This is a genomic window from Nonomuraea sp. NPDC049637 (genome assembly GCF_040675235.1).
Taxonomy (GTDB): domain Bacteria; phylum Actinomycetota; class Actinomycetes; order Streptosporangiales; family Streptosporangiaceae; genus Nonomuraea.
This window is the reverse complement of record NZ_JBFAOM010000001.1, coordinates 193,212-219,810: the sequence shown is the minus strand read 5'-3', so window position 1 is coordinate 219,810 and position 26,599 is coordinate 193,212. Positions and strand designations below refer to the sequence as shown.

The 26,599-nt window shown below is 71.2% G+C and carries 26 protein-coding genes; 15 read left to right on the top strand and 11 right to left on the bottom strand.

All coding sequences use genetic code 11. The features are described 5' to 3' along the window. Window positions 1-130 precede the first annotated feature (130 nt). Both erpA and AB0J71_RS01010 read left to right on the top strand, forming a co-directional pair. Window positions 131-484, top strand: coding sequence for an iron-sulfur cluster insertion protein ErpA (gene erpA, locus AB0J71_RS01015; protein ID WP_049566397.1), 354 nt, complete (start codon window positions 131-133; stop codon window positions 482-484). Between the two features lie 108 nt (window positions 485-592). Beyond that, complete coding sequence (locus AB0J71_RS01010; RefSeq protein ID WP_352326608.1) at window positions 593-1,579, top strand: carbohydrate kinase family protein; 987 nt, start codon at window positions 593-595, stop codon at window positions 1,577-1,579. Window positions 1,580-1,632: 53 nt separating this feature from the next. Here the strand turns inward: AB0J71_RS01010 and AB0J71_RS01005 are convergent, their stop codons facing one another. Genes AB0J71_RS01005 through AB0J71_RS00995 form a run of 3 tightly spaced genes read right to left on the bottom strand, consistent with a single transcriptional unit; the run spans window position 1,633 to window position 3,500 of the window. Further along, window positions 1,633-2,061, bottom strand: a complete 429-nt coding sequence (locus AB0J71_RS01005; protein ID WP_352326606.1) for a CBS domain-containing protein — start codon at window positions 2,059-2,061, stop codon at window positions 1,633-1,635. A 54-nt stretch (window positions 2,062-2,115) separates the two neighbouring features. Further along, the gene (locus tag AB0J71_RS01000) at window positions 2,116-2,361 is read right to left on the bottom strand and encodes a sulfurtransferase TusA family protein (protein WP_352326605.1); all 246 of its coding nucleotides are present in this window, start codon (window positions 2,359-2,361) and stop codon (window positions 2,116-2,118) included. Further along, the gene (locus tag AB0J71_RS00995) at window positions 2,358-3,500 is read right to left on the bottom strand and encodes an aminotransferase class V-fold PLP-dependent enzyme (protein WP_352326603.1); all 1,143 of its coding nucleotides are present in this window, start codon (window positions 3,498-3,500) and stop codon (window positions 2,358-2,360) included. The genes AB0J71_RS01000 and AB0J71_RS00995 overlap by 4 nt, the downstream gene beginning before the upstream one ends. Window positions 3,501-3,642: 142 nt before the next feature. Here AB0J71_RS00995 and AB0J71_RS00990 point away from each other — a divergent pair, with 142 nt between their 5' ends. From AB0J71_RS00990 to AB0J71_RS00975, 4 genes are all read left to right on the top strand, one after another. Next, window positions 3,643-4,476: a cytochrome c oxidase subunit II gene (locus AB0J71_RS00990; protein ID WP_352326601.1), complete on the top strand. Its 834-nt coding sequence runs from the start codon at window positions 3,643-3,645 to the stop codon at window positions 4,474-4,476. Beyond that, window positions 4,473-6,134 carry a cytochrome c oxidase subunit I gene (gene ctaD, locus AB0J71_RS00985; protein ID WP_364411833.1) on the top strand — a complete coding sequence of 554 codons (1,662 nt, stop codon included), beginning with the start codon at window positions 4,473-4,475 and terminating at the stop codon, window positions 6,132-6,134. The genes AB0J71_RS00990 and ctaD overlap by 4 nt, the downstream gene beginning before the upstream one ends. Further along, entirely contained in the window at window positions 6,134-6,547 is a 414-nt protein-coding gene (locus tag AB0J71_RS00980; RefSeq protein WP_352326599.1) for a cytochrome c oxidase subunit 4, read from the top strand. The genes ctaD and AB0J71_RS00980 overlap by 1 nt, the downstream gene beginning before the upstream one ends. 141 nt (window positions 6,548-6,688) lie before the next feature. Continuing rightward, window positions 6,689-7,888, top strand: coding sequence for an Ig-like domain-containing protein (locus AB0J71_RS00975; protein WP_364411830.1), 1,200 nt, complete (start codon window positions 6,689-6,691; stop codon window positions 7,886-7,888). A gap of 107 nt (window positions 7,889-7,995) precedes the next feature. Here the strand turns inward: AB0J71_RS00975 and trpD are convergent, their stop codons facing one another. Both trpD and AB0J71_RS00965 read right to left on the bottom strand, forming a co-directional pair. Further along, window positions 7,996-9,042, bottom strand: a complete 1,047-nt coding sequence (trpD, locus tag AB0J71_RS00970; RefSeq protein ID WP_352326597.1) for an anthranilate phosphoribosyltransferase — start codon at window positions 9,040-9,042, stop codon at window positions 7,996-7,998. A gap of 6 nt (window positions 9,043-9,048) precedes the next feature. Further along, window positions 9,049-9,447 carry a hypothetical protein gene (locus tag AB0J71_RS00965; RefSeq protein WP_352326611.1) on the bottom strand — a complete coding sequence of 133 codons (399 nt, stop codon included), beginning with the start codon at window positions 9,445-9,447 and terminating at the stop codon, window positions 9,049-9,051. A 207-nt stretch (window positions 9,448-9,654) separates the two neighbouring features. Here AB0J71_RS00965 and AB0J71_RS00960 point away from each other — a divergent pair, with 207 nt between their 5' ends. Genes AB0J71_RS00960 through AB0J71_RS00945 form a run of 4 tightly spaced genes read left to right on the top strand, consistent with a single transcriptional unit; the run spans window position 9,655 to window position 13,899 of the window. Further along, entirely contained in the window at window positions 9,655-10,305 is a 651-nt protein-coding gene (locus AB0J71_RS00960) for a heme-copper oxidase subunit III (protein ID WP_125630774.1), read from the top strand. A gap of 14 nt (window positions 10,306-10,319) precedes the next feature. Beyond that, window positions 10,320-11,129, top strand: coding sequence for a c-type cytochrome (locus AB0J71_RS00955; RefSeq protein ID WP_352326595.1), 810 nt, complete (start codon window positions 10,320-10,322; stop codon window positions 11,127-11,129). Then, the gene (locus AB0J71_RS00950) at window positions 11,126-12,244 is read left to right on the top strand and encodes a Rieske 2Fe-2S domain-containing protein (protein ID WP_352326594.1); all 1,119 of its coding nucleotides are present in this window, start codon (window positions 11,126-11,128) and stop codon (window positions 12,242-12,244) included. The genes AB0J71_RS00955 and AB0J71_RS00950 overlap by 4 nt, the downstream gene beginning before the upstream one ends. After that, window positions 12,241-13,899: a ubiquinol-cytochrome c reductase cytochrome b subunit gene (locus AB0J71_RS00945; protein WP_352326593.1), complete on the top strand. Its 1,659-nt coding sequence runs from the start codon at window positions 12,241-12,243 to the stop codon at window positions 13,897-13,899. Before AB0J71_RS00950 ends, AB0J71_RS00945 begins: the two co-directional genes overlap by 4 nt. Window positions 13,900-14,221: 322 nt before the next feature. Here AB0J71_RS00945 and AB0J71_RS00940 read toward each other — a convergent pair whose 3' ends face one another. Together AB0J71_RS00940 and AB0J71_RS00935 are read right to left on the bottom strand one after the other, a co-directional pair. Continuing rightward, on the bottom strand, window positions 14,222-14,509 hold the full coding sequence (locus AB0J71_RS00940) for an Lrp/AsnC ligand binding domain-containing protein (protein WP_125630767.1): 288 nt from the start codon (window positions 14,507-14,509) through the stop codon (window positions 14,222-14,224). Window positions 14,510-14,526: 17 nt separating this feature from the next. Beyond that, window positions 14,527-16,251: a DEDD exonuclease domain-containing protein gene (locus tag AB0J71_RS00935; protein ID WP_352329827.1), complete on the bottom strand. Its 1,725-nt coding sequence runs from the start codon at window positions 16,249-16,251 to the stop codon at window positions 14,527-14,529. Window positions 16,252-16,397: 146 nt separating this feature from the next. Here AB0J71_RS00935 and AB0J71_RS00930 point away from each other — a divergent pair, with 146 nt between their 5' ends. The 3 genes from AB0J71_RS00930 to AB0J71_RS00920 all read left to right on the top strand — a co-directional run bounded on the left by AB0J71_RS00930 (window position 16,398) and on the right by AB0J71_RS00920 (window position 21,021). Beyond that, a complete protein-coding gene (locus AB0J71_RS00930) occupies window positions 16,398-17,900 on the top strand; it encodes a serine/threonine-protein kinase (RefSeq protein WP_364411827.1) in 1,503 nt (500 codons plus the stop codon). Continuing rightward, a complete protein-coding gene (locus tag AB0J71_RS00925; protein WP_352329830.1) occupies window positions 17,890-19,329 on the top strand; it encodes a serine/threonine-protein kinase in 1,440 nt (479 codons plus the stop codon). Before AB0J71_RS00930 ends, AB0J71_RS00925 begins: the two co-directional genes overlap by 11 nt. A gap of 66 nt (window positions 19,330-19,395) precedes the next feature. Beyond that, window positions 19,396-21,021 (top strand): hypothetical protein, encoded by a 1,626-nt coding sequence (locus tag AB0J71_RS00920; RefSeq protein ID WP_364411824.1) that lies wholly within the window; start codon window positions 19,396-19,398, stop codon window positions 21,019-21,021. 201 nt (window positions 21,022-21,222) lie between these two features. Here AB0J71_RS00920 and AB0J71_RS00915 read toward each other — a convergent pair whose 3' ends face one another. From AB0J71_RS00915 to AB0J71_RS00905, 3 genes are read right to left on the bottom strand one after another with little or no spacing between them, the layout of a single operon-like run. After that, window positions 21,223-22,764, bottom strand: coding sequence for a PH domain-containing protein (locus AB0J71_RS00915; protein ID WP_364411821.1), 1,542 nt, complete (start codon window positions 22,762-22,764; stop codon window positions 21,223-21,225). Then, window positions 22,761-23,252, bottom strand: a complete 492-nt coding sequence (locus tag AB0J71_RS00910) for a PH domain-containing protein (RefSeq protein ID WP_364411818.1) — start codon at window positions 23,250-23,252, stop codon at window positions 22,761-22,763. The genes AB0J71_RS00915 and AB0J71_RS00910 overlap by 4 nt, the downstream gene beginning before the upstream one ends. Next, window positions 23,249-23,488 (bottom strand): hypothetical protein, encoded by a 240-nt coding sequence (locus tag AB0J71_RS00905; protein WP_352330117.1) that lies wholly within the window; start codon window positions 23,486-23,488, stop codon window positions 23,249-23,251. Before AB0J71_RS00905 ends, AB0J71_RS00910 begins: the two co-directional genes overlap by 4 nt. Before the next feature lie 111 nt (window positions 23,489-23,599). Here AB0J71_RS00905 and AB0J71_RS00900 point away from each other — a divergent pair, with 111 nt between their 5' ends. Together AB0J71_RS00900 and AB0J71_RS00895 are read left to right on the top strand one after the other, a co-directional pair. Continuing rightward, window positions 23,600-24,823, top strand: a complete 1,224-nt coding sequence (locus tag AB0J71_RS00900; RefSeq protein ID WP_364411815.1) for a histidine kinase — start codon at window positions 23,600-23,602, stop codon at window positions 24,821-24,823. 14 nt (window positions 24,824-24,837) lie between these two features. After that, window positions 24,838-25,494, top strand: a complete 657-nt coding sequence (locus tag AB0J71_RS00895) for a response regulator transcription factor (RefSeq protein ID WP_352322936.1) — start codon at window positions 24,838-24,840, stop codon at window positions 25,492-25,494. Here the strand turns inward: AB0J71_RS00895 and AB0J71_RS00890 are convergent. Continuing rightward, window positions 25,484-26,563 (bottom strand): phosphotransferase family protein, encoded by a 1,080-nt coding sequence (locus AB0J71_RS00890; RefSeq protein ID WP_352322935.1) that lies wholly within the window; start codon window positions 26,561-26,563, stop codon window positions 25,484-25,486. The two genes, AB0J71_RS00895 and AB0J71_RS00890, sit on opposite strands and share 11 nt — an antisense overlap. Window positions 26,564-26,599 lie beyond the last annotated feature (36 nt).

The window sequence follows — 26,599 nt, the reverse complement described above, 5'->3', positions numbered from 1 at the left end:
TCACTATGACACATGGACGAACGTGGTTATTCCGGGGGTAGGGGACCCGGGAATGTGTGGCATGGGCGAGGTGTTGGTAGCGTCATCAGTAGGACGTCGGAAACAGACAGCCGGGTTAGGGAGTCAGCAGATGACGGTTGAGAGCAGCGAGACCACGACGCAGGGCCTGATCCTGACTGACGCGGCCGCCGCGAAGGTCAAGAGCCTGCTGGAGCAGCAGGGTGAGGAAGGTCTGCAGCTGAGGGTCGCCGTGCAGCCGGGTGGTTGCTCCGGCCTGCGCTACCAGCTCTTCTTCGACGACCGTTCCATGGACGGTGACGTGGTGACGGACTTCGGCGGGGTCAGCGTGGTCACCGACCGCATGAGCGCCCCCTACCTGATGGGCGCCAGCATCGACTTCGTCGACACGATCGAGAAGCAGGGCTTCACCATCGACAACCCCAACGCCACCGGCTCCTGCGCCTGTGGCGACTCGTTCAACTAAGGGGTCACGGCTTCGGCCTGTGGGGTCCCGCCCGCCTTTGTGCGAGCGGGACCTTCGCGTATTCTCGTGGGGCTCATTGGCCTGCTGACAACGAGGAAGAAGAATCCCGTGCGCATCGCCGTAACCGGCTCCATCGCGACAGACCACCTGATGACGTTCCCAGGAAGCTTCGGCGATCAGCTCATCGCCGAGCAGCTCGACCGGGTGTCGCTCTCGTTCCTGGTCGACGACCTTCAGATCCGTCGCGGCGGCTGCGCGGCCAACATCGCCTTCGGCATGGGCTGTCTCGGCCTCAAGCCGATCCTGGTGGGCGCCGTCGGCAACGACTTCGCCGACTACCGCTCCTGGCTGGAGCGCCACGGCGTCGACTGCGAGTCCGTGCACATCTCCGAGACGCAGCACACCGCGCGCTTCCTGTGCACCACCGACGAGCACCACAACCAGATCGCCTCCTTCTACACCGGGGCGATGGCCGAGGCGCGGCTGATCGAGCTGCAGCCGGTCGCCACCCGGCTCGGCGGGCTCGACCTGGTGCTGATCAGCCCCAACGACCCCGACGCGATGCTGCGGCACACCGACGAGTGCCGCCAGCGCGGCATCCCCTTCGCCGCCGACATCTCCCAGCAGCTCGCCCGCATGGCCGACGAGCAGATCAGGCAGCTCGTCGACGGCGCCGCCTACCTGTTCTCCAACGACTACGAGAAGGGGCTCATCGAGCAGAAGACCGGCTGGTCCGACGAGGAGATCCTCGACCGGGTCGGCGTCCGCGTCACCACGCTCGGCCCCAAGGGCGCCGTCATCGACCGCAAGGGCGAGCCGTCCATCCAGGTCGCCCCGGCCCCCGAGCGCGGCAAGGCCGACCCCACGGGCGTCGGCGACGCCTTCCGCGCCGGCTTCCTGTCCGGCCTGGCCTGGGGGCTGCCGCTGGAGCGCTGCGGCCAGATCGGCAACCTGACGGCCACGCACGTGCTGGAGCGCGTCGGCGGCCAGGAGTACGAGCTGGGCCAGAAGGTCTTCCTGGAGCGCTTCACGGCCGCCTACGGCGCCGAGGCCGCGGCCGACATCGCCGGCCACGTGCGCTGCTACCACCCCTGACACGCGTACGCCCCGCCCGCCGCAGGCGTGGCGGGGCGGTCCCCGTACGGGTGTCAGCGCTTGGCGTACACCCGGTGCACGAACTCGGCGAGCTGGTCGTCCGGCAGGCACCGGGCCAGGTCGGCCTCGCTGATCATGCCGACGATGCGGTCGTTCTCCAGCACCGGCAGCCGCTTGATCTGGTTCTGCTCCATGCGCGACAGCGCCTCCTGCACGGTGGCGTCCGCCGTCACCCAGACCAGGCCGGTCGCCAGCTCGCCCGCCGTCACCTGCGCGGGGTCGTGACCGGCCGCGACGCACTTGATCACGATGTCGCGGTCGGTGATGATGCCGGTCACCCGGTCGTCGGGGCCGCACACGGGCAGCGCGCCCACGTCGTTGTTGCGCATCATCTGAGCCGCCCGGTCGAGCGTCTCGTGCGCGGCGATGCACTCCGCGCCCGTGCTCATCACGTCGCGGGCGGTCTCGTTCCCCTTGGCCATGGTCTCCCCCGAATGGTCGATGTGCCGTCAGGGGAGGGCCCTACCCACAAACCGTCAGTAGTTGCGCATCACGTGGATGGCCCAGCCGCCCTGGGGCAGCTCGTACGAGGCCACGTGGCGGTGGGACTTCAGCCGGCACCACGCCGGCACGTCGGTGTAGGCCGCCGGATCGTCGGCCAGCACCGCCACCACGGCGTTGAGCGGCACGTGGTTGATCTGCTCGGCGAGCATGATGATCGGGATCGGGCACTTCTTCCCGAGCGCGTCGATCGTCAATGACGGCTGAGTTACCTCGGTCATGCGACTCCTGCGTCGTGCCGGATGCGGCGCACCAGATCGGGCAGCACGGCCAGGAACCGGTCGACCTCGGCCGCGGACGTGCCCCTGGGCAGCGACACCCGGACATTCCCATGCGTCAGCACGCCCATCGCTTCGAGGACGTGCGATGGACGAAGCGTACTAGCGGTGCACGAACTTCCGGACGATACGGCGAATCCCGCCTTGTCCAGCTCGGTGAGCAGCGCCTCGCCGTCGACGTAGAGACACGAGAAGGTCACGATGTGGGGCGCCCGGCCGACCGGGTCGCCGATCACCTCGACGTCCGGCACGACCTTCGGCACGGTCTCCCTGATCCGGGCCACGAGCGTGGACAGCCGCGCCTGCTCCTGCGCCGCCTCGGCGCTCATCGCGCGCAGCGCCGCCGCCGCGGCCACGATGCCCGGCACGTTCTCGAAGCCGGGGACGCGCCGCCGCTCGCGTTCGTCCTCGGGCAGGAACGAGCGGAACCGGGTGCCCTTGCGCACCGCCAGCACGCCCACCCCGGCCGGGCCGCCCCACTTGTGCGCGCTCGCGGTCAGCACCGACCAGCCGGGCGGTATCGGCATGCGGCCGGCCGTCTGGGCGGCGTCGACCAGCAGCGGCACCCCGTTGGCCCGGCACGCGGCGGCGGCCTCGGCGACCGGCTGCACCGTGCCCACCTCGTGGTTGGCCGTCTGCAGGCAGGCCAGCGCCGTGCCCGGACGCGCGACCGCCTCGGCGAACGCGTCGAGGTCGACCCGCCCCTCCAGGCTCACGCCGACGGTCTCGACCGTGCCGCCGTCGCGTTCGTGCACGCCGGCCGCGTGCAGCACGCTGGAGTGCTCGACCGCGCTGGTGACCAGATGACGCCCGACCCTGCGCCTGCCGTGTAGGGTGCCGAGCACGCCGAGATGCGCGGCCTGCGTGCCGGACGAGGTGAACGACACCTCGTCGGGGCGCGCGCCGAGCGCCTCGGCCACCTCCGTGCGGGCCTGCTCCAGCAGCAGGTGAGCGCGGCGGGCCTGGGTGTACAGTCTCGCGGGGTCGGCCCAGCCGACGTCGATCGCCGCCAGCAGCGCCTCGCGTGCCTGAGGGTGGAGCGGCTCGCTCGAGGCCGCGTCGAAATACGCCACGAGACTCATCGTCCCACTTGCGGCACCATCGAGGGGTCGCGCGGTAGGGCGGGACACCTGCACGCTAATGTGTCTGCAATCAGCTGTGCATTTGGAAATACGAGCACCCAAGGGAAAGACTCTTGGGCTTCATCTGTGGGGTAGGCGATCCGTGAGTCCGACTCGCCGTACGACGCGGCGTTCGTTGGCCCGGCGCAGGGTGCCGCGCGCCGCCGCTTTGGCGTTGCTGCTGGCCACTGCTACGGCGTGTGCTAATGACGTTCCCAAGTTCGACTGGTCCAACGGCCTGCTGCCCGAGGGCGTGACCGAGCAGGCCGAGGTCGTTCAGCATCTGTGGAACGGGGCCTGGATCGCCGCACTCGCCACGGGCGCCGTCGTCATCGTCCTGATCGTCTGGGCCGCGATCTTCCACCGCAAGCGCAGGGGGAAGGCCGAACTGCCGCCCCAGGTGCGCTACAACCTGCCGATCGAGATCCTCTACACGGTGGTCCCGCTCGTCATGGTCTCGGTGTTCTTCTTCTTCACCGCCCGCGACAGCAAGGCCCTCACGGACGTCGCGGGCGACGCGCCCGTCAAGGTCAAGGTCGAGGCGTACCAGTGGAGCTGGCGCTTCACCACGACCTACAACGGCAAGACGACGAAGCCCGTGTCCGGCATGCCGGTGCACGACTACCACCAGGGCCCTCAGCTGGTCCTGCCGACGAACACCAAGGTCGAGTTCGACCTCTCGACCGACGACGTGATCCACTCGTTCTGGGTGCCCGAGTTCCTGTTCAAGCGGGACATCATCCCCGGCATCCCGGAGGGCAACCCGGGGCGCAAGTTCGAGATCAAGACGCTCGGCGACAACCGCGTGGGCGTCTACGCCGGCCGGTGCGCCGAGCTGTGCGGCGTCGACCACAGCCGGATGCTGTTCTCGGTGAAGCTCGTCAAGCAGGCTGAGTTCGACCAGTACATCGCGACCCAGGCTGGGAGTGCCCAGTGACCGCCATCCAAGAACCGCTTCGGGCGCCGGTCCGGCCCGTCACCAAGGGCCAGATCATCGCCAAGTGGATGTCCTCGACTGATCACAAGATCATCGGGCACATGTACCTGATCACGTCGTTCGCCTTCTTCCTGATCGGCGGCGTCATGGCGCTGATCATGCGGGCCGAGCTGGCGCAGCCGGGGCTGCAGATCACCAGCAACGAGCAGTTCAACCAGCTGTTCACCATGCACGGCACGATCATGCTGCTGATGTTCGCGACGCCGCTGTTCGCCGGTTTCGCCAACGAGCTGATGCCGCTCCAGATCGGCGCCCCCGACGTGGCGTTCCCGCGCCTGAACATGGTCAGCTACTGGCTCTACCTGTTCGGCAGCATCATCGCCGTGTCCGGCTTCCTCACCCCGGGCGGCGCCGCCTCCTTCGGCTGGTTCGCCTACACGCCGCTGTCGAACGCGATCCACTCGCCCGGCATCGGCGGCGACCTGTGGATCATGGGCCTGGCCCTGTCGGGCCTCGGCACGATCCTCGGCGCGGTGAACTTCATCACCACGATCATCTGCATGCGCGCCCCCGGCATGACCATGTTCCGCATGCCGATCTTCACCTGGAACGTCCTGCTGACCAGCATGCTCGTGCTGATGGCCTTCCCCGTGCTGGCCGCCGCGCTGCTGGCTCTGGAGGCCGACCGCAAGCTCGGCACCCACATCTTCGACCCGGCCAACGGCGGGCCGATCCTGTGGCAGCACCTGTTCTGGTTCTTCGGCCATCCCGAGGTGTACATCATCGCGTTGCCGTTCTTCGGCATCGTGACCGAGATCCTGCCGGTCTTCAGCCGTAAGCCGATCTTCGGCTACATCGGCCTGGTCGGCGCCACCATCGCGATCGCCGGTCTGTCCATCACGGTCTGGGCGCACCACATGTTCCCGACCGGGCAGGTCCTGCTGCCGTTCTTCTCGTTCATGACGTTCCTCATCGCGGTGCCGACGGGCGTGAAGTTCTTCAACTGGATCGGCACGATGTGGCGGGGTCACCTGTCGTTCGAGTCGCCGATGTTGTTCTCCGTCGGATTCCTGATCACCTTCCTGCTCGGTGGCCTGACCGGCGTCATCCTGGCCTCGCCGCCGCTGGACTTCCAGATCAGCGACACCTACTTCGTCGTCGCCCACTTCCACTACGTGGTCTTCGGCACGGTCGTGTTCGCCATGTTCGCCGGCTTCTACTTCTGGTGGCCCAAGTTCACCGGCAAGATGCTCGACGACAAGCTGGGCAAGGTGCACTTCTGGCTGCTGTTCATCGGCTTCCACACCACCTTCCTCGTCCAGCACTGGCTGGGCATGGTCGGCTTCCCCCGCCGGTACGCCGACTACAGCGCGGCCGACCACTTCACCGACCTGAACATGATCTCGTCGGTCGGCGCGTTCATCCTGGGTGCCTCGACGCTGCCGTTCTTCTACAACGTCTGGAAGACCTGGCGTTCCGGGACCAAGGTCACCGTCGACGACCCCTGGGGCTACGGCGGCTCGCTCGAATGGGCGACCTCCTGCCCGCCGCCGCGGCACAACTTCACCTCGCTGCCGCGCATCCGGTCCGAGCGCCCGGCGTTCGACCTGCACTACCCGCACATGTCCGCCAAGTCCGCCCAGGAGGTTGAGGCCTGATGAAGGTCCAGGGTTGGCTGTTCCTGCTGTGCGGCCTGTTCTTCGCCGGTGTCGACGTCGGCTACTGGTTCTGGACCAAGGCCGCGACCGGTCACGGTGAGCCCGTGGGCACCACCGCCATGGCGATCTCGGTCGGGTTCGCGTTCATGGTCGGCTACTACCTGATGTTCACCGCGCGGCGCATCGGCGCCCAGCCGGAGGACAACAAGCAGGCCGACATCAGCGACGGCGCCGGCGAGATCGGCTTCTTCAGCCCGAGCAGCTGGTGGCCGCTGTTCCTGTGCCTGGCGGCGGCCTTCGCCTTCGCCGGGTTCGTGATCGGCTTCTGGATGTTCCTGATCGGCGTGTTCCTGATCATCATGGCCATGATCGGGTTCGTGTTCCAGTACTACCGGGGCAACTTCTCGCACTGACAAGCGGCTCGAAGCGGGCGTCCTTCCCATAGGGGAGGACGCCCGCTTTTTCGTGTTCTTTACCAGGTCACGGATGTCGTGAATAGATCACTCAGGGTAATAAGGGAGGAGAAGGTTGGATCTTGGGCGAGGGGGTCACTCGTGAGACGCGTGGCGAATGGATCGGCCGGCCTGCTGGCCCTGGCGCTGCTCACGGCGTGCTCGCTGAGCGGCGCGGCGAACGAGACGAAGGAGCTGACCGCGGTCGCCCGGCAGCCCGCGGTGGGCGTCACGCCGCAGGACAAGGCCGTGAACGTGGCCACCGACCAGCCCGTGGTGGTGTCCGCGCACGGCGGCACGATCAAGAGCGTCCGGGTGGACGGGGGCAAGGCGGGCCGGCTCAAGGGCGTCCTGAGCGGCGACGGCACCCGCTGGCGCAGCACGACCACCGCCCGGCCGAGCACCGGCTACACGGTCACCGTCGTCAGCGTGGACGCCTCGGGCAAGCAGAGCGAGACCTCCAGCACGTTCAGCACGGTCAAGGGCGACAAGACATTCGACATCCAGACAATCACTCCCAACAAGGACGACACCGGGCTGACGGTGGGCATCGGCATGCCCGTCATGATCGCCTTCGACAAGCCGGTGAGCGACCGGGTGGCCGTCGAGCGCAACCTGACCATCCGCAGCTCCAAGCCGGTGGAGGGGGCCTGGCACTGGTTCGACGACAGCCATGTGGACTTCCGGCCGCAGGACTACTGGCCGGCGTACACGAAGGTGCGGCTGGAGGCGAAGCTGGCCGGCGTGCGCGGCGGCCCCGGCCTGTACGGCAAGCGCGACGTCACCCTCGACTTCAAGATCGGCCGCTCCCAGATCACCCGGGGCAGCACCGACGAGCACGTGCTGACGGTCCGCCGGGACGGCAAGCGCATCCGCACCATGCCGATGAGCGCCGGGCAGGGCGGCCAGTGGAAGTACTACACCACCTCGGGCGTGCACCTGGCGATGTCACGGGAGCCGGTGACCGTCATGACCTCGCCCGGCATCGGCCCGGGACAGTCGGGCTACTACCAGCTCACCGTCTACAACACCGTGCGCATCTCCAACAGCGGCGAGTACGTGCACAGCGCGCCCTGGTCGGTGGGCTCCCAGGGCAACTCCAACGTCAGCCACGGCTGCGTGAACGTCAGCCCGGAGAACGCGGCCTGGTTCATCAAGAACACCCTGATCGGGGACCCGATCATCATCACCGGCTCGCCGCGCAAGCTGGAGCCCACCAACGGGTGGGGCCACTGGCAGGAGAACTGGAAGGACTGGCTCAAGTGGAGCACGCTCAAGGACGGTCCGAGCATCACCTTCTGAGCGACTGACCGCCATCCGGCCCTGAGCAGGCCCTGGTGGCTCTGCCGGGGCCCTCGGGCACACGTGCCGCCGAAGGACGTGAGCGCGCCTCAGGGGCGCGCTCACGGTCACGACGGGCGGTAGGAGCTGCTGACCTCGACCCAGCGGCGCAGCGTGTCGGCGGCCAGGCCGGAGTCGACCGCCTGCGTGGCGCGCTCGTAGCCCTTGATCATCGCCGTGTCGAGGTCGTCGCCGGCGCCCTCGTGGGCGACCAGCGCGGCCGCGGTGTTGAGCAGGACGGCGTCGCGCACCGGTCCCTTCTTGCCGCCCAGCACGTCGTGCACGGCCTGGGCGTTGAACTGCACGTCGCCACCGCGCAGCGCGCCCGCGTCGGCCCGGGGGATGCCCAGGATCGCGGGGTCGAACCTGGCCTCGGTGGCCGTGCCGTCGCGCACCACCCACACCGTGGAGGTGCCGGTGATGGTCAGCTCGTCGAGCCCGTCGTCGCCGCGGAAGACCAGGGCCGACACGCCGCGCTCGGCGAAGACGCCGGCGATGACGGGCAGCATGCGGGCGTCGTAGACGCCGATGGCCTGGGCGCTGGGCCGGGCCGGGTTGGTCAGCGGGCCCAGGAAGTTGAAGACCGTCGGGACGCCGATCTCCTTGCGCGCCGGGCCGGCGAAACGCAGCGCCGGGTGGTAGACGGGCGCGAAGCAGAAGGCGATGCCCGCCTCGCGCGCCACCCGCGCGGTCTGCTCGGGCGTCAGGTCGAGCCTGATGCCCATGTGCTCCAGGACGTCGGCGGCCCCGCACAGCGAGGAGGCCGAGCGATTGCCGTGCTTGACGACCCTGGCCCCCGCCGCGGCGGCCACGATGGCGGCCATGGTGGAGACGTTGACGGTGTGGGCGCGGTCGCCGCCCGTGCCGACGACGTCGAGGACGGGCCCCTCGACGTTCAGCGGCGTGGAGAACTCCAGCATCGTCCGGGCCAGGCCCACCACCTCGGCCACCGTCTCGCCCTTGGCCCGCAGGGCCAGCGCGAAGCCCGCGATCTGGGCGGAGGTGGCGTTGCCCGAGAAGATCTCCCGCATCGCCCAGGCCGTCTCGTCGGCCGACAGGTGCTCGCCGGAAAGGAGCGCGGAGAACAGGGCAGGCCAGGTCGTCCGGGAGTCCATGGGCACCTACTTCGCGTTGAGTCGGGTGGCGGATCGGCGGCGCATCAGGTCGGCGACGGTGTCGGCCAGGACCATGGGCTCGATGGGCTGCGGGACGACGGCGTCGGCCTTGGACCACTCGGCCAGCCAGCGGTCGTCGCGCCTGGCGATGATCAGGCAGACGGGCGGGCAGTCGTAGACCTCGTCCTTGGCCTGACGGGAGACGCCCATGCCGCCGGCGGGCTGGGTCTCGCCGTCGAGGACCGCCACGTCGATCTCGCCGGAGCCGAGCCACTGGTGGACCTTGGGCTCGGTGGCGCACTCGATGATCTCGACGAAGGGCACGTCGGCCGCCGGCCGCCGGCCGATCGCCTGCCGGACCTCGGCCCGGGTGGTGGCGTCGTCGCTGTAGACGAGGACCTTCATCGTGTCGTCGGTGCTCCCAGAGGACGTCACTGTCGCGCTCACTATCGGTCGAAGCTGTATGGTCACCTGGATCGTACCGTTGCGCCGGGATGCAATCCCAGGCCACCGGGCCTGACAGGCGTTTTGTCCCAATTATCCCAGGTTGATGGCCGGTTTGTTCCTCCTAACGGGGGGTCGTTGGCCGGACCGAACACCGGAGCCGCAATAATGCTGCCCGTGGCGACAGCATCCGCAATAACTTCGACGACGACAGCACAGTCGTACCGGCGGCCGAACCTGGTCAGTGTCGGGACGATCGTCTGGCTGTCCTCTGAGCTCATGTTCTTCGCGGCGCTGTTCGCGATGTACTTCACCATCCGGTCGGTGAGCGAGGGGAAGGGCATCGAGTGGGGCCCTGCCTTCCTTCCTGCAGGCGTTGAGGCAGAAGGCGCTCACCTGAACATCCCGTTCGCGACGGTCAACACGATCATCCTGGTCCTGTCGAGTGTGACGTGCCAGCTGGGCGTGTGGGCCGCGGAGAAGGGGCAGGTCGGCAAGCTCCGCTTCTGGTACATCGTCAGCTTCCTGATGGGCGCGATCTTCGTCGCCGGTCAGCTGTACGAGTACGGCGAGCTGGCGTCAGAGGGCGCGACCCTGTCCGCCAACGCTTACACCTCGGTGTTCTACCTGACGACGGGCTTCCACGGCCTGCACGTGACCGGTGGCCTGATCGCGTTCCTGTTCATGCTGGGACGCACGTACGCCGCGAAGCGCTTTACGCATGAGCAGGCCACCAGCGCGATCGTCGTGTCCTACTACTGGCACTTCGTAGACGTCGTCTGGATCGGTCTTTTCGCGACCATCTACATCATTCGTTAAGGAACGGGATCTCTGTGACTAGGATCACCGCTTGGCGGCGGCATCCCCTCGCGAGATACGCCGTCCTGATTTTGGCGTTGGCGCTGGTCGGGATGGTATACGCCGCCTTTGTCCAGGCGGGTAAGCCTGCCGACGCGGCGCTGGCGGCAGGCAAGGTCGACGACGTGGCCGAGGGCAAGAGCCTGTTCGTGGCCCACTGCTCGAGCTGCCACGGCATGAACGCGGAGGGCACCAACACCGCCCCCACGCTCGTCGGCGTCGGCGCCGCGGCGGTCGACTTCCAGATGAGCACCGGCCGCATGCCCGCCGGCAACCCCGGCCCGCAGGCGCCGCGCAAGCCCCTGGCCCACTGGGTCAACGAGGACACGACCCGTCAGGTCGCCGCGTACGTGCAGTCGCTCGGCGGCGGTCCGCAGGTCCCCGGCAAGGAGCAGGTCGACCCGAAGCTCGGTGACGCCGGCAAGGGCGGCGAGCTGTTCCGGGCCAACTGCATCCAGTGCCACAACTGGGCGGGCGCCGGCGGTGCCCTGACGCAGGGCAAGTACGCGCCCAACCTCAACGAGTCCTCACCGACGCAGATCTACGAGGCGATGGTCACCGGCCCGCAGGCGATGCCGGTCTTCAACGACTCGACGATCACGCCTGAGGAGAAGCGCAGCATGATCGCGTACATCACCCAGGTCCGTGAGCAGAAGGACCCCGGAGGGTTCGGCCTCGGGCGCATCGGCCCGGTCACCGAAGGTCTCGTAGCGTTCGTGGTAGGCATCGCCGCCCTAGCCCTCGCCGCCATCTGGATCACCGCGAAGAAGCGACAGAAGTCATGACAGACAACGAGCACGAGATCGAGCAGCCGGACGAACGCGTGCCCAAGCGCGTCATCGGCACTCCCGCGCCGGGCACGTCGATGCTGGGCGCCGCGGAGAAGGAAGCGGACGCCGCCGACCGCGACGTCCCCGGCGTGACGCTGCAGGACGAGAGCAAGGCCCGCAAGGCCGAGAAGATCGTGGCGCTCTGCTTCGCGATCACCTTCCTGGCCGGCATCGCCTTCCTCATCTCCTACGTGGTGTTCCAGGTCGGCAGCCCCGAGGCGACGGGGGTCTCCAACCTCGCCCTCGGCGGCACGCTGACCCTGGCCGTCCTCGGCCTCGCGGTCGGCATCGTGGTCTGGGTCCGCCAGATCATGCCGAAGTACGCGCTGGTCCAGGAGCGCCACACGATGGCCTCCGACGAGGACGACCGCGAGGTCGTCTCCGAGACCTTCCTGCAGGGCGCCAACGAGAGCGGCTTCGTCAAGCGCAAGCTGATGCGCCGCACGCTGCTGCTGGCCGCCGCGCCGCTCGGCCTGGTGCCGCTGGTGCTGCTGCGCGACCTCGACAACTCCAAGATGCCCGGCGCGAAGTTCAACAAGCTGCTGCGCCACACGGTCTGGGGTGAGAAGACCAAGGAGGGCAAGCCGCTGCGCCTGGTCGTCGAGGGCACCGGCCAGCCGATCCGCGCGGCCGACTTCAACTCGCCCGGCGGCATCCTGTCGGTGGTGCCCGAGGGGTACGAGCACGACCTCAACGCGCTCGCCAAGGCCACGCTGATCCTGATCAAGTTCCGTCCGGAGGAGCTCAAGAGCGGCGTCAAGCAGAACTGGACGCACGACGGCATCGTCGCCTACTCCAAGATCTGCACGCACGTCGGCTGCCCGGCGGCGCTCTACGAGCAGACCACCCACCACATCCTGTGCCCGTGCCACCAGTCGACCTTCGACGCGGCCGACGGCGCCAAGGTCATCTTCGGCCCGGCCGCCCGGCCGCTGCCGCAGCTGCCCATCACCGTCGACAGCGAGGGCTATCTGATCGCCCAGGGTGACTTCAACGTGCCCGTCGGCCCCAGCTACTGGGAGCGCGGCGACGCCGAGGCCGAGGCCAGGGAGAAGGGAGGCCAGGCATGAGCGACCTGAACGCCGTACCGAAGGCCATCGCCGGGCCGTCGACCTTCCTGGACGACCGTCTGGGCGGGGCGAACTTCCTCAAGCGCAACCTGCGCAAGATCTTCCCTGACCACTGGTCGTTCCTGCTGGGTGAGATCGCGCTCTACTCGTTCATCATCCTGCTGCTCACCGGCACGTTCCTGACGCTGTGGTTCAAGCCGAGCATGGGCGAGATCGCCTACGACGGCTCGTACGCGCCGCTCAAGGGCGTCATGATGTCGGAGGCCTACGCGTCGTCGCTGGAGATCAGCTTCGACGTCCGGGGTGGTCTGCTGATGAGGCAGATGCACCACTGGGCGGCCCTCCTCTTCGTGGCCGGCATGACGGTGCACATGCTGCGGGTGTTCTTCACCGGCGCCTACCGCAAGCCGCGCGAGCTCAACTGGATCATCGGCGTGCTGCTGCTGACCCTGGCGCTGGCCGAGGGCCTGACCGGCTACTCCCTCCCCGACGACCTGCTCTCCGGCGCCGGTCTGCGGATCACCGAGGGTGTGGCGATCTCGCTGCCGCTGGTGGGCACGTACGTCACGTTCTTCCTGTTCGGCGGGGAGTATCCGGGCGAGGACGTCATCTCCCGGTTCTACTCGCTGCACATCCTGCTCATCCCGGGCATCCTGCTGGCGCTGGTCTCGGCTCACATGGTGCTCATGTGGGTGCAGAAGCACACGCAGATGCCGGGCAAGGGGCGCAACAACCAGAACGTGGTGGGCGCGCCGTTCTACCCGGCCTTCATGGCCAAGGCGGGCGCCTACTTCCTGTTCACGCTCGCCGTGGTGTCGGGACTGGCGACGTTCGCCCAGATCAACCCGATCTGGCTGTTCGGGCCGTACACGCCGGCGGACATCTCCGCCGGTTCGCAGCCCGACTGGTACATGGGCTTCCTCGAAGGCTCGCTGCGGCTCATGCCGCCGTGGGAGTGGAACCTGTTCGGCACGGCTCACGCGGGCACGTTGCCGATGAGCGTGATCATCCCGGCGCTGGTGCCGATGGGCATCATCATGACCGGTCTCGCGCTCTACCCGTTCATCGAACGGTGGGTCACCGGGGACAACCGCGAGCACCACGTCGCCGACCGCCCGCGCAACAACCCCCACCGCACCTCGATCGGCATCGCGGCGATGACGTTCTACGGTGTGCTGTGGCTGCTCGGCGCCAACGACGAGATCTCGGCGAACTTCCACGTCAGCCTCAACTGGACGACGTACATCGGCCGGGTGCTGGTCTTCGTCGCGCCGGCGCTGGCCTACCTGATCACCTACCGCATGTGCCTCGGCCTGCAGCGCAGCGACGCCGCGGTCATCGGGCACGGCGTGGAGTCGGGTGTCATCAAGCGCCTGCCGCACGGTGAGTTCATCGAGGTGCACACGCCGGCGTCCGACGACCTCGAGGCCCACATGCGGGGCAAGGAGGCGGTGCCGGCCCTGCCCGTGGAGGAGGACGCCGCCGGCATCCCGCCCAAGGGCATGCGCGGCCCGCTCGGCAAGCTCCGCGGCCGGATGTCCAAGGCGTACGGCGGGGAGAAGATCCCGCTCGACGACGGGCACCACGGCGAGCACGGGGAGCACGGCGAGCACGCCGCGATCGGTTCCGGCGACGACCGGAGCCTCACCCACTAGGGTTTCGCCTGATCGAGATCGGCCCGGACGGGGTTCCCCGTCCGGGCCGTTCCGCGTTCCGGGCCCGCCAGCCTGCGGTTGGCCTGTAGAGGATGGTTCGTCGGGACGGTTCGGGCCCGGAAACGCGTCAGGCCCGGCCGGAGAACGGCCGGGCCCGGAATCGCACGCGAAAAGCGAACGCAGAGCCGGACCCGGAGGAGTGCAGGAGCGGCGCGGGCGCGGATGCGGGAACCAGCGCGGGTGCGTTGTGGGCGCAGGGGCTTACGCGGGGACTTGCCAGGGGCTTACGCGGGGACTTGCGTCAGGGCCGCGGGGGAGGGGATCAGTCGGATTCGGGGAAGCCGATCGAGAAGGCCGCGTCGAGGTCGTGCCGGGAGTAGGTGCGGAAGGCGATGTGCGTCTCGGTGTGCTCGACGCCGTCGACCTTGTTGACCCGCCCGGGGATGACCTCGGCCACCTCCTCGTAGCGGGCGACCCGGACCATGGCGAGCAGATCCCATTCGCCGGTGATGGAGTAGACCTCGCTGACCCCGTCGATCTCGGCGATCGTCTGGGCGACCTCCGGGATCCGGTCTACCTCGGCCTTGATGTGGACGATTGCCGTGACCATGTATTAACTGTATCCGGTCATCGCAAAGGACGTCCCTCTCGGTCGCGTCGCTGATCAAGCCCGCGGTAGGCCAGGTCGATGCGGGCCTTGTGGCGGGCGGCGCCCCGGGCGGGCATCGACCACACGCCGTCGACCTCGACCAGCCGCACGCCCGGCGACTCCAGCCAGCGCAGGATGCACTCGGTCTCCTCGGCGCTGGCCGCGTGGACCGGGCCGGGGCCCGGGATGACGGCCTCGGCCATGGCCTTGAGCGAGGCGACGAACGGCGTGGGGTGGGCGCCCTTGGGCATCACGCCCGCCGCGGCCAGCCGGCCGTAGCGGACGACGTGGATGTCCCAGCCGCCGTCGAAGGCCGGGCTGGCGGCCACGAGCTCGGGGATGCGGGTGATGGCGCTCAGGCGCTGCATGCGGGCCGCCGCCCGGACGAACGCGGCCAGCCGGTCGCGGTCGACGGACGCCTCCTCGTAGCGCTGCTCGACCGACAGGCGTTCCATGCGGGCCGAGACGGCGGTGTAGACGAGCGAGGCGTCGGAGGTCATGGCCCGGCGGGCGCTCGCGACGTGCGCGGCGTACTCCTCCGGGCTCTCCTTGCCCGCGCAGGGCGCGCCGCAGCGGCCCATCTCGTGCAGGACGCAGGCCGCCCGGCGGGTGCGCAGGCTGATCGGCTGGGTGCACTGGCGCAGCGGCACGGCCTCGTGCAGGGCGATGCGGGCCTCGTCGGCCAGGCGGGAGCTGCTGAACGGGCCGAGGTAGGTGGCGTCGTCGTCCTTCAGCTCGCGCACGATCGACAGGCGGGGGAAGGGGCCGGTGGTGAGCTTGAGCCAGACCACCTTCTCCGGGAAGCGGGAGCGGCGGTTGTAGCGCGGCTTGGCGCCGCCGATCAGCCGCAGCTCCCTGACCTCGGCCTCCAGCCCGGTGGCGCAGACGACGTGGCGCACGCGCTCGGCGATGCCGATCATCTCGCGGATGCGCGGACGGGTCTCGGCGGCCGTGAAGTAGGAGCGCACGCGGTTGCGCAGGTTGGTGCTCTTGCCGATGTAGAGCACCTCGCCGCGGTCGTCCTCGAAGAAGTAGACGCCCGGGGCGTGCGGGACGGACTCGGCCAGGTGGCGCTTGCGCTGCTGCTCCGGCGTGGGCGCGCGGACGAACGACTTCAGCTCCTCCAGCGTGTGGACCTGGAAGGAGCCGGCCCGCTCGATCAGCCCGTGGAGCACGTGGACGGTGGCCCTGGCGTCCTGCAGGGCGCGGTGGCACGGATCGGTGGGGCTGCGGAAGAACCGGGCGAGCGTGGACAGCTTGGCGTTGGGCGTCTCGTCGCGGGTCAGCACCCGCCGGGCCAGGTCGACGGTGTCGACGACCGGGTTGGCGGGCGGGGGATAGCCGTGGGCGGCGCAGGCGGCCTTGACGAAGCGGGTGTCGAAGCCCGCGTTGTGGGCCACCAGCGTGGCGCCCCTGATGAACTCCAGGAAGCTCGGCAGCACCGCCTCGATGCGCGGGGCGGCCACCACCATGGCGTCGGTGATGCCGGTCAGCACCGAGATGAACGGCGGGATCGGCCCGCCGGGGTCGACCAGGGTGGAGAACTCGCCCAGCACCTCACCCGCCCGCACCTTGACCGCGCCGATCTCGGTGATCGAGTCTTCGGCCGGCGAGCCGCCGGTGGTCTCCAGGTCGAACACGACGAACGTGACGTCGCTCAGCGGGGTGCCGAGCTCGTCGAGGGTGCCTTGAACCGCGTCCACGTTCCAAGACCATAGAGAGGGGGACCGACAGTTACTCCGCCGGACCACGCCGGAGCGCGCGGAAGGGGGCCGGGACGGCATAGGGGGATGAACGGGAAACGTGCTCGAATAACCATCCTTCTTGATCCTTAGTTACCCTTCCCTCTATGTCCGCGGGAAGACTTGCCGGCCGCTACGCCCTGCTGCGCCCACTCGGCGCCGGCGGCATGGGGAAGGTATGGCTGGCCAAGGACGAGATGCTCGACCGCGAGGTGGCGGTCAAGGAGCTCACCCTGCCCGAGGGCATGCCGGCCAAGGATCGCGCCGACGCGGTCACCAGGGCCGTGCGCGAGGCGCAGGTCACCGCCCGGCTGCGCCATCCCGGCATCGTGGCGCTGCACGACGTCATCGTCGAGCACGAGCGGCCGTGGCTGGTCATGGAGCTGCTGCGGGGCCGTACGCTGGCCGACACCGTGCGCGAGTTCGGTCCCATGCCCCCCGAGTACGCCGCCCGCGTCGGCGCCGACGTGCTGGAGGCGTTGCAGGCCGCCCACGCCCAGGGGCTGCAGCACCGCGACGTCAAGCCGGGCAACGTGTTCCTGACCGACAACGGCAGGGTGGTGCTGACCGACTTCGGCATCGCCCGGCAGGAGGGGCAGGCCGCGCTCACCGAGCAGGGGCTCATGATCGGCTCGCCCGGGTTCATCGCGCCCGAGCGGCTGGAGGGCGAGCCCGGCGGCCCGTCCAGCGACCTGTGGTCGCTCGGCGCGACCCTGTTCGTCGCCGTGACCGGCGCGAATGCCTACCAGGGCTCGATCGCCGAGCGGGTCAGGGCGACCGTGACGCAGCCGGTGCCGCTCGCGCCGGGGCAGCTCGGGCCGCTGCTGGCCGCCATGATGGCGCGCCGTCCCGACGCCCGTCCCGATCCGCGCCACGTCGTGCACGCGCTCAGGCAGGTGGCCGCGGGCGGCCCGCCGCCGGTCCTGGCGGCCGGCGAGCAGGCGACCGCGCCCCGCCGGGTGCGGCGGCGCGGGCGGCCGCTGCTGCTGTGGGGGGCGGTCGGGGCCGTGCTCGTGGTCGCCGCCGGGGCCACCGGCTTCGTCGTGCTGCGCCAGGACGACGGGCCGCCGGCCGCGTTCACCGTGCCGATGGACGTGTGCACCCTGCTCACCCCGCAGGACGTCGGCGGCCTGCTGCGCACCCAGAGCCCGCCCAAGGCCCAGCCGGACAGCGACGAGGTGGGCCCCGAATGCGGCTGGCCGGTCGCCGGCACCGGCATCGGGCTGCAGGTGCAGAAGGACTCCGACACCGTCGATCCCTGGTCGATGACCGCCGCCACGGCCCGCACCCTGTTCCAGAACCAGAAGCGCTACTGGGCCAAGTACGACCAGATCGACTGGACCTGGCCCGAGATCGGCGTCAAGTCCGACATGCGCTCCACGCGCACCCCCGTGCACGACCTGGCGGGCCTCGGCGAGGAGGCGTTCGGGTTCGAGCTGAAGGGCAGGACCGGGCGCGTCCACTCGGCCCACGTCTACTACCGGATCGCCAACCTGGTGGTGGCCGTCGAGTACGCCACCCTGGCCGACAAGCCGACCGACGAGGACGTCCGGCAGGCGGCGATCAAGGCGGCCCGGGCGAGCGAGCAGGCGTTGCGCCGTGCGAAGTGACCACTACCTGCTGGCCGGCCGCTACCGGCTGGTCGAGCGGCTCGGGCAGGGCGGCGCGGGCACGGTGTGGCGGGCGCTGGACGAGACGCTCGACCGCGAGGTCGCCGTCAAGCAGGTGCGGGTGCCGCCGGGGCTGAGCCCCCACCAGCGGGCCGAGTTCGCCGGCCGCGCCATCCACGAGGCCAGGTCGGCCGGACGCCTGCGCGACCCGGCCATCGTGCTCGTGCACGACGTGGTGCTCGACGGCGACCAGCCGTGGATCATCATGGACCTGGTCACCGGCCGGTCCCTGGACAAGGTGATCAGGGAGAACGGGCCGCTGCCGCCCCCGTACGCGGCGCGCATCGGGCTGCAGGTGCTGTCGGCGCTGGAGGTCGCGCACTCCCACGGCATCCTCCACCACGACGTCAAGCCGGCCAACATCCTGCTCGACGCCGACGGCTCGGCCATGCTGACCGACTTCGGCATCGCCGTCCCCATGGGCGGTCAGGGCGATGGCGGCAGCGGCGGCTCGCCTGGCTACATGGCGCCCGAGCGGCTCAACGAGCAGGCGCCGGGCCCGGCGTCCGACCTGTGGTCGCTGGGCGCGAGCCTGTACACCGCCGTGGAGGGGCGGGCGCCGTTCGAGCGGCAGCTTCCCGCGGCGGTCGCGGCGGCGGTGCTGCTGCACGACCCGCCCTTCCCCGCGCGGGCGGGCCGGGAGTTCGGCGGGCTGCTCATGGCGATGCTGGCCAAGGACCCCGCCGCCCGTCCCACGGCGGCCCAGGTCCGCCAGGTGCTCAGCGGCGCGCCGGTGCGCTCGGGGCCGGTCCCCGGGCGTCGCCGGCGGTGGTTGCTGCCGGTGGCCGTCGCGTGCGGCGTCGCGGTGCTCGGGGCCGGCTGGTACGCCGTGGACGCCCTGGCCGGTCAGCCGGAGACCGGCCGGTACGCCGCCGCCCCCGACCCCTGCCGCCTGCTGACCGACGCCCAGGCCGCCGAGCTGGTCAAGGGCGCCGTCCGGCGCAGCGCCACGCGGGACGGCGAGTGCCAGTGGGTCGCGGGGCTGGAGGAGCGGCGGGCCCGGCGGATCACCGTACGGACCTGGATCGAGAAGCCCGACGGCGACCTCGGCGGGCCGCAGGTGGCCGCGCGCCGGTTCGCCAGCGAGAAGGGCACCAGGAACGCGGCGCAGGGCACCCGGGCGCGGATGGCCGCCGGCGAGGTCGTGGACGTCGCGGGGGTGGGGGAGGCGGCGTTCGTGCAGAACCGGTTCGAGCTGTTGATGTCCTCCAGCACGGTCGGCCGGTCCGACAGCGTCGTGCTCTTCCGGTCCAGCAACCTGCTCGGCGAGGTGGTCTGGCACCGGGACGAGGTGTCGGTCAAGACGCCGGTCGACAAGGAGACGGCCCTGCGGATCGCCCGGCTGGTGTCCGGGGCGCTGCCGGGATGACCGTCATGCGTGCAAGGGGCGTTTCGCCATGTCTCACCGCAAGTCACGGCAATCTCAGGAGTCGCAGTGAACCCCGGTAGCGAGTACGAGCCGCCGACCACCCCTCATCCGGTGCCGGGCAGGCGGTTCGAGCCGCAGGGAAGGCCGCCGACGCCGCCCCCCGGCTCGCCCCTCGCGCCGCAACCGGGCCCGCCCCCTCGCCCGCAGTGGGGGCCGCCGTCGTTGCCGCCCACGGGGCCGATGGGCGGGCCGCCGGGGCCGCCCGCCGGTCGGCCCGGACGCCGCCCGGCGTGGTTGTTGCCCACCCTCGCCGCGGCCCTCGTGGTGGCCGTGGCCGGCGGCGGCGTGGGGGCCTACCTGCTGCTGTCCGGCAAGGGCGGCGCCGGGACGGCCGCCGGGCCGTCGTCGTCGGCGGCGCGGTCCGTGGCGCCGGCCGCCGCCGCGCCCGGCCCGGACGCCTGCTCGATGCTGCCCGCGGACGAGGCCGAACGGCTGGCGCCCGGCGCGACGGTGACCAAGTCCTCCAGGGACTCCGACTACACCGTCGCCTTCACCTGCAACTGGCAGAACCAGCGCATCTCGTTCGGCGAGTTCTGGCGCAGCAGGGAGATCGACGTCAGGATCGAGCAGCACAAGGGCGACGGCGCCAAGACCGGCCGCTCGATGGCCCAGAACTCCTACGAGATGGAGTACCGCGGCGCCAACTACGGCGCCACCGCCAAGCCCTCGCTCGACCCCGACGAGAAGGAGTACGTCTCGCCGGTCAAGGACGTCCCCGGCGTCGGCGAGGGGGCGTTCGCCCAGTACACCTGGCGGCGCGACGGCAAGCTGCTGTGGTACTCCTTCGGCCAGGCCCACGCCCGGGTCGGGGACATGACGATCCGGGTCAAGTTCCAGGCCGGGCAGCAGCGCAAGGACGCGCAGATCCTGTCCAACGAGAGCACCAGGTCCATCACCGAGGAGAACGCGATCCGCGAGGTCGGCGGCCTGATCGCGTACTTCGCCAAGGGCGTGGCCGCCTGGCAGGCGCAACATCCCGGCGTGCTGGCCAAGCCCGACCAGGCCACGGCCACCCAGAGCCCGGCCGCCCGCCCGACGCCCTCGCCCACGGAGCTGGCCGCCTTCCCGCCCGCCTGCCAGGCCGTCACGGAGGCCGCCACCCGTCTGGTGCCGAAGCCCGCCACCAGGGCGCGCGCCACCGAGTCGGGCAACGACGACGAGACCGAGTGCCGCTGGCTCAACCTCGACCTGCCGGGCACGGCCGGGAACGTCAGGATCCGCAGCGTGCTGATCACCACCCACCGCTTCACCAACCGGGCGGGCGCGATCGACCCGGGCGCCGCCAAGGCGTACTACGCCGGCGAGTACGGCGGCGACAAGAACACCGCCGGATCGTCCATCGGCGGCATCACGTGGGGCGAGCTGGGCGACATCGAGGGGCTCGGCGAGCAGGCCTACGGTCAGTACGTGCAGACCAGGCAGGGCGAGGTGTCGGCCGCCAGCGGCACGGTGATCGCGCGTACCGGCGCGCTGGTGGTCAGGGTCGACTACTCCGGCGCCGAGCGGCCGAAGGGCGAGCCGGCGAACTCGCCCAAGGCCCGGCTCATGCCGCGCAAGGAGGCCCAGGACGGCGCGCTCGCCCTGGCCAGGGCGTACCTGGCCGAGCTGGCCAAGCAGCCGTCGGGAAGCTGAGCCCGCGCGGTTCCTCCGCGGGCGGCAGGCGACGCCGGTCCCGGCATCGCGCAGGGCTCATCCTCTCGGCGGGCGATTGACGCCAACGGTTAACAAGGCTGCAACTCCGTTGCAAGCGCGACAAATAGCGTAGTGACCAGCAAGCCGCCGGGCCGCGCGATCACGCTTGTCCACTACAGGGGCATGGGCAACCGTGGTGGATCACGCGGCCGGCCGCCCGCCGCCCTGTCCGCCGCTCTGTCCGCCGGTCAGGAACGGCTCCAGCAGCCCCGGCACCGCCCGTGCCGCCAGGTCGAGCCCGTCGCCGCGGCCCACGTCCAGCACCTCGTAGTGGCCGCCGCCCGCCGCCGTGCAGGCCGAGACGGTCAGCAGGCCCGAGCGCCGCTGGAAGAACGACTGCCGGAACGTCCAGCCGGTGATGCCGGCCCGGTCCAGCGCCACCGTCCGGCGGACGAGCGCGCCGCGGCGCATGACCAGGTGCCGGGGGCCCAGCGCGTGCCCGAGAGCGCGCCGGCTCTCGGCGGCCAGCCACAACCCCGCCGGGAGCGCCAGGACGGGCGCCGCCCACACCCACGCGCGCGGCCACGACGCGGGCAGCAGCCACCAGGCGAGCCCAGCGCCCGTCGCCAGCACGACCGTGACCGCCAGCGCCCGCACGACCCGCCGCCGTCCGGCCGCCGCCGGATGCCCGCTCAACGACACGCCCCCCGCGCCGTCGCCCAGGCCGGCTCCGGCGCCCGCTGTCGTGTCGGCGATCGCGGCGGCGACGCGGGCGGCCTCGGCTCGGGGGAGCGGCGGGGTGAGGGCGGCCACGTCCTCGGTCTCGTCGTCCGACTTGGCCAGGCCGGTGGCGACGGCCTTGACCCGGGCGCCGCCGCCCAGCCGCAGCAGCAGCGGCTCGCTGATCTCGACGCCGCGCAGCCGCCGTTCCTCCAGGGTCAGCGAACGGGTGGTCAGCAGCCCGCGGCGCAGCCTGAGCCGGCCGGGCTCGCGTTCCAGGCGGTAGCGCCCCCAGGACTCGGCGTACAGCAGGAACGCGCCGAGCGCTCCGACGGCCGCGTTGAGCGCCAGCACCAGCGGGACCGCGAGCCACGGCTGCGCGCTCACCCAGCCCCACAGGCCGCTCGCCGCCCGGTCGGTGAAGTCCTTGAGCCCGACGGCGCCGAGCCCCTTGTAGGCCGCGCCCAGGACCACCGCCGCCCCGGTGAACGTCCAGACCGACAGGGGAGCGTACCGGATCCACGACCAGCGCAGCTCGGCGAGGGGGCCGTCCTCGGGGGCGGGCGCGTCCTGACGCAGCAGCGTGCGGCGCAGCATCTCGGCCGAGTGCCGGTCGAGGGCGTCCAGCATCAGCTCCGAGCCCTCGGCCGCGCGTTCGCCCGTGCCGACCTTGACCACGGTCAGGCCGAACGCCCGGCGCACCGGGTCGGCGCGCAGGTCCACGCTGCGCACGCGGTCCAGCGGGACCGCGCGGTGCTGCCGGACGGTCACGCCCGAACGCAGTTCGAGCCGGTCGGCGGTGAGCCGCCAGGCGGTCGTGCGCAGCCGGGTCTCCTCGTAGGCCACCGCCCCCGCCACGATCAGCACGGCGGCCCCCGCGCACGCGGCGACCACGCCGCCCGTCTCCCAGTCCTGGCCCACCAGGAAGCGCGCCAGCGCGGCCACGGCCCCGGCCGCGAACGCCAGCGACCTGGCGGCCGCGTTCCACCGCCCCCGGCCCGACAGCCGCTGCCAGCCGGTCACGTCGCGTCCCCGGGCGTGGCCTGGGTGCGCGCGGTGAGCCGCTCGGCCAGGTCCGCGGCGAGCCGGTGGTCCAGCGCCGTGATCTTGACGGCCCCCGCGGACGAGGCGGTGGTCACGGTGACGTCGGCCAGCCCGAACAGCCGCTGCACCGGCCCCCGCTCGGTGTCGACCCGCTGGATCCGCGACATCGGCGCCACCTTCCACGTGTGCGTCAGCCACCCCTGGCGGACGTAGACGGCCTCCTCGGTGACCTCCCACCGCTGCACCCGGTAGGCCGCCCGCGGCTCGGCCAGCGCCACCAGCAGGCAGGCCGCCGCGAACGCAGCCGCCGCCACCCCGAGCCCCGGCGTACGCGGCGTGAACACCAGGTACGCGCCCAAGGCCGCCACCGCCACGGGGACCATGAGGACGAGCCACTGCACCGTCCACCACGCCACCGCCCGGCGGTCGGGCCGGTGTCGCGGCGGACGCAGCGCCGTCCCGCTCATCGGCCCTCCTCCGCCCCGCCGGCCCTCCGCCCGGCCGCGTCCGCCACCGCGAGCAGCGCGAAGCCGAGCACGCCGATCACGACGGCCGCGAAGACCTCGTAACCGTCGAGGAAGGACAGCACGTTGACCACGAGCAGGCCGTGCGCCCACGCCCACCAGCCGAACAGCGTGTTGAGCAGCCCGCCGGCCCCTTGCAGGACCAGCAGCCAGCCGAACGCCTCCACCACCGCTTTCATGCCCTCCACACTCGCCGCCGCGGCGGCCCGCCCGCCTCGGCCATCGGTCTGCGGCGACACCGACTTTGGTCGCTGTCGCCGGCTCCCGCGCAGGGCTTAACCTCGACGAATGTGAGGGAACTGCGGGGGGAGGGCGATCCGGCCCTGGAATACCGGTGGGCGTTGCCGTCCACGCTGCTCGGCGACGGGCGCGGCGGCCGGGTGCGGCGCTCGACCCTCGACTGGGTCTCCGACATCGCGCTGTTCCTGCTGGCCTGCGGCGTGACGTTCATCAGCCTGGAGGAGATCAGGCACGAGCCGGAGCCGCTTTTGGCCGTCGAGCAGATCGTGGGGGCGCTGGCGTGCGCGGGGGTGTGGCTGCGGCGCCGCTGGCCGGTGGGCTTCGCGCTGGTGACGATCCTGCTGTCGTCCTACCTGGAGCTGGTCGGCGGGGCCTCGCTGGTGGCGCTGTTCACCGTGGCGGTGCACCGGCCGTTCAAGGTGTCGGGGCCGGTCACGCTGCTGGCGCTGGTCACCCTGGCCCCGTACGTGCTGCTGCGGCCCCAGCCGGACCTGACGCCGCTGTGGGGCGCGGCGTTCGGGGTGACGATCGTGCTGACCGTCTACGCCTGGGGCATCGTCATCCGGGCCAGGCGGCAGCTCGTCTGGTCGCTCAGGCAACGGGCCGAGACCGCCGCCGAGGACGCCAAGCGGCTCGAACGCGAGCGCATCGCCCGCGAGATGCACGACGTGCTGGCCCACCGCATCTCGATGCTCAGCCTGCACGCCGGGGCGCTGGAGTTCCGTCCCGACGCGCCCGCCGAGGACGTCGCCAGGGCCGCCGGGGCGATCAGGAGCAACGCCCACCTGGCGCTCCAGGACCTGCGCGAGGTGATCGGCGTGCTCCGCCACACCCCGCCGGGGGCCGCCGACCCGGTGCCCGACCGGCCGCAACCGACCCTCGCCGACCTGCCCGCGCTGGTCGAGGAGTGCCGCCAGGCCGGCATGGACGTACGCCTCGACCTGGGCGCCGCCGACGGCGTCCCGGCCGGGGTGGGCCGCAACGTCTACCGCATCGTGCAGGAGGCGCTCACCAACGCGCGCAAGCACGCGGGCGGCGCGCCGGTGGCCGTCGCCGTGGCGGGCGAGCCGGGCGACGGCGTCTCGGCCGAGGTGCGCAACCCGGTGTGGTCGCGGCACGGGCCGCGCATGCCGGGGGCGGGCGCCGGGCTCATCGGGCTGACCGAACGCGCCGAGCTGGCCGGCGGCCGGCTGGAGCACGGCGTGACCGGCGGCGAGTTCCGGGTGCGCGCCTGGCTGCCGTGGCCGCCGGAGAAGGACGAGGACGGACGTTGACCGACGGAGGGCCGATGGACGCGCCGATCAGGGTGCTGATCGTGGACGACGACGCGATGGTGCGGGCCGGGCTGTCGATGATCCTCGGCGGGGCCGCGGACATCGAGATCGTGGGCGAGGCGGCCGACGGGGCCGAGGTGCCGTCGCGGGTGGCCGAGCACCGGCCGCACATCGTCCTGATGGACATCCGCATGCCGGGCGTCGACGGGCTCACCGCGACCGAGGCGCTGCGCCGCACCGCCGCGCCGCCCGAGGTCGTGGTGCTGACCACGTTCCACGCCGACGCCCAGGTCGTGCGGGCGCTGCGCGCGGGGGCGGCCGGGTTCCTGCTGAAGGACATCCCGCCCGGCGACCTGGTCGACGCCGTCAGGCGGGTGGCCGCGGGGGAGCCGATCCTGTCGCCCGCGGTGACCCGGCAGCTCATCTCGCACGTGTCCGACGGCGGCGGCCGCGACCGCACCGAGCGGGCGCGGGGGCTGCTCGGCCGGCTGAGCGAGCGGGAGCGCGAGGTCGCGCTGGCCGTGGGGCAGGGCAGGTCGAACGCCGAGATCGGGCGGGAGCTGTTCATGAGCGTGCCCACGGTCAAGGCGCACGTCTCGCGCATCCTGACCAAGCTCGACCTGAACAACCGGGTGCAGATCGCGCTGCTGGTGTACGACGCTAGCGGGTGAGCAGCTCCTCGATGGCGGCCCGGTGGAGCACCAGGTCGTCGGGGTCGTCCGGCATGGGCTGCTCGCCGAAGTGGATCCTGCGTTGCCACACCCGGGCCATGATGATGCCGTGGCGGAGGGCGGCGTACATCTCGTAGAAGTCGAGGTCGCGGGGCTCGTAGCCAGTCATTTCGCGATATTTCTGGCATACGTCGTCGCGGCGCATGAAGTCCGGCATGCCGGGCAGGCCCATCGCCACCGCGAGGTCCTGGAAGAAGCGGTGCAGGAAGATCATCCAGGAGACGTCCAGCTCGCGCGGGCCCACGGCGGCCATCTCCCAGTCCAGCACCGCCACCGGCGTGAAGTCGCGGTACATCACGTTGCCGATCCTGGCGTCGCCCCAGGTCAGGACGTCGGGGCCGGGGTCGTCCGGCCAGTGTGAGCCGAGCCAGTCGAAGGCCCGCTCCAGCACGGGGATCGGCCGTGCGCCGTGCGCCCACCGGTAGTAGGCGCGCTGGGCCTCGACGTGCGCGCGCAGGCCGTCCGTGCCGCCGGGGGCGAGCGGGCCGAGCACCGCGACGTCCGGTCCGGTGTACGGCGTCCCGTGCAGCGCCGCCATCAGCCCGACGCTCGCGTCCTGCAGCCGCCGCCGGTCGCCGGGGGAGGCGTCGTGCAGCCAGCCCCCGAACGTGTACGGCATGACGTCCGGCGGCACGTCGCCCTCGGCCCGCTCCATGACGAAGAACGGCGTCCCGAGCGGCGCGGGGTCGGGCTCGAACCAGAGCGGCCTGGGCGCTGGGATCCCAGCTTTCTCCCTGGCCAGCCGCATGACCTCGAACTGGGCCCGCAGATCGTAGGAGGGGAACACCGGGACGGCTTCCGCCGCAGGTGCGAGCCTGGCCACGCACCGCCGGGTCCCGGCGGCCCAGGTGGCGGTGAAGAACAGCGTCTCGCTCGACATGCCGTTGCCGGAGGGCCGCGACAGCTCCGACACCGTGGCGTCCCCGCCGACCCGGCCGCGCAGCCAGCGGGACGCCCGCTCGCGCAGTTCCTCCAGGTCACGCGTGGACGTGCGCATCTGTTCCGTCACCGCTCACCTCCGCGCCGGACCGCTGCCCCGGCTCAG

What these genes read in the sequence shown, in the direction of transcription:
- erpA (WP_049566397.1), top strand. Translation starts at nt 131, where the DNA reads ATGACGGTTGAGAGCAGCGAGACCACGACGCAGGGCCTGATCCTGACT.
- AB0J71_RS01005 (WP_352326606.1), bottom strand. Translation starts at nt 2,061, where the DNA reads ATGGCCAAGGGGAACGAGACCGCCCGCGACGTGATGAGCACGGGCGCG.
- AB0J71_RS01000 (WP_352326605.1), bottom strand. Translation starts at nt 2,361, where the DNA reads ATGACCGAGGTAACTCAGCCGTCATTGACGATCGACGCGCTCGGGAAG.
- AB0J71_RS00995 (WP_352326603.1), bottom strand. Translation starts at nt 3,500, where the DNA reads ATGAGTCTCGTGGCGTATTTCGACGCGGCCTCGAGCGAGCCGCTCCAC.
- AB0J71_RS00980 (WP_352326599.1), top strand. Translation starts at nt 6,134, where the DNA reads ATGAAGGTCCAGGGTTGGCTGTTCCTGCTGTGCGGCCTGTTCTTCGCC.
- trpD (WP_352326597.1), bottom strand. Translation starts at nt 9,042, where the DNA reads ATGGACTCCCGGACGACCTGGCCTGCCCTGTTCTCCGCGCTCCTTTCC.
- AB0J71_RS00965 (WP_352326611.1), bottom strand. Translation starts at nt 9,447, where the DNA reads ATGAAGGTCCTCGTCTACAGCGACGACGCCACCACCCGGGCCGAGGTC.
- AB0J71_RS00960 (WP_125630774.1), top strand. Translation starts at nt 9,655, where the DNA reads ATGCTGCCCGTGGCGACAGCATCCGCAATAACTTCGACGACGACAGCA.
- AB0J71_RS00950 (WP_352326594.1), top strand. Translation starts at nt 11,126, where the DNA reads ATGACAGACAACGAGCACGAGATCGAGCAGCCGGACGAACGCGTGCCC.
- AB0J71_RS00945 (WP_352326593.1), top strand. Translation starts at nt 12,241, where the DNA reads ATGAGCGACCTGAACGCCGTACCGAAGGCCATCGCCGGGCCGTCGACC.
- AB0J71_RS00940 (WP_125630767.1), bottom strand. Translation starts at nt 14,509, where the DNA reads ATGGTCACGGCAATCGTCCACATCAAGGCCGAGGTAGACCGGATCCCG.
- AB0J71_RS00930 (WP_364411827.1), top strand. Translation starts at nt 16,398, where the DNA reads ATGTCCGCGGGAAGACTTGCCGGCCGCTACGCCCTGCTGCGCCCACTC.
- AB0J71_RS00910 (WP_364411818.1), bottom strand. Translation starts at nt 23,252, where the DNA reads ATGAGCGGGACGGCGCTGCGTCCGCCGCGACACCGGCCCGACCGCCGG.
- AB0J71_RS00905 (WP_352330117.1), bottom strand. Translation starts at nt 23,488, where the DNA reads ATGAAAGCGGTGGTGGAGGCGTTCGGCTGGCTGCTGGTCCTGCAAGGG.
- AB0J71_RS00895 (WP_352322936.1), top strand. Translation starts at nt 24,838, where the DNA reads ATGGACGCGCCGATCAGGGTGCTGATCGTGGACGACGACGCGATGGTG.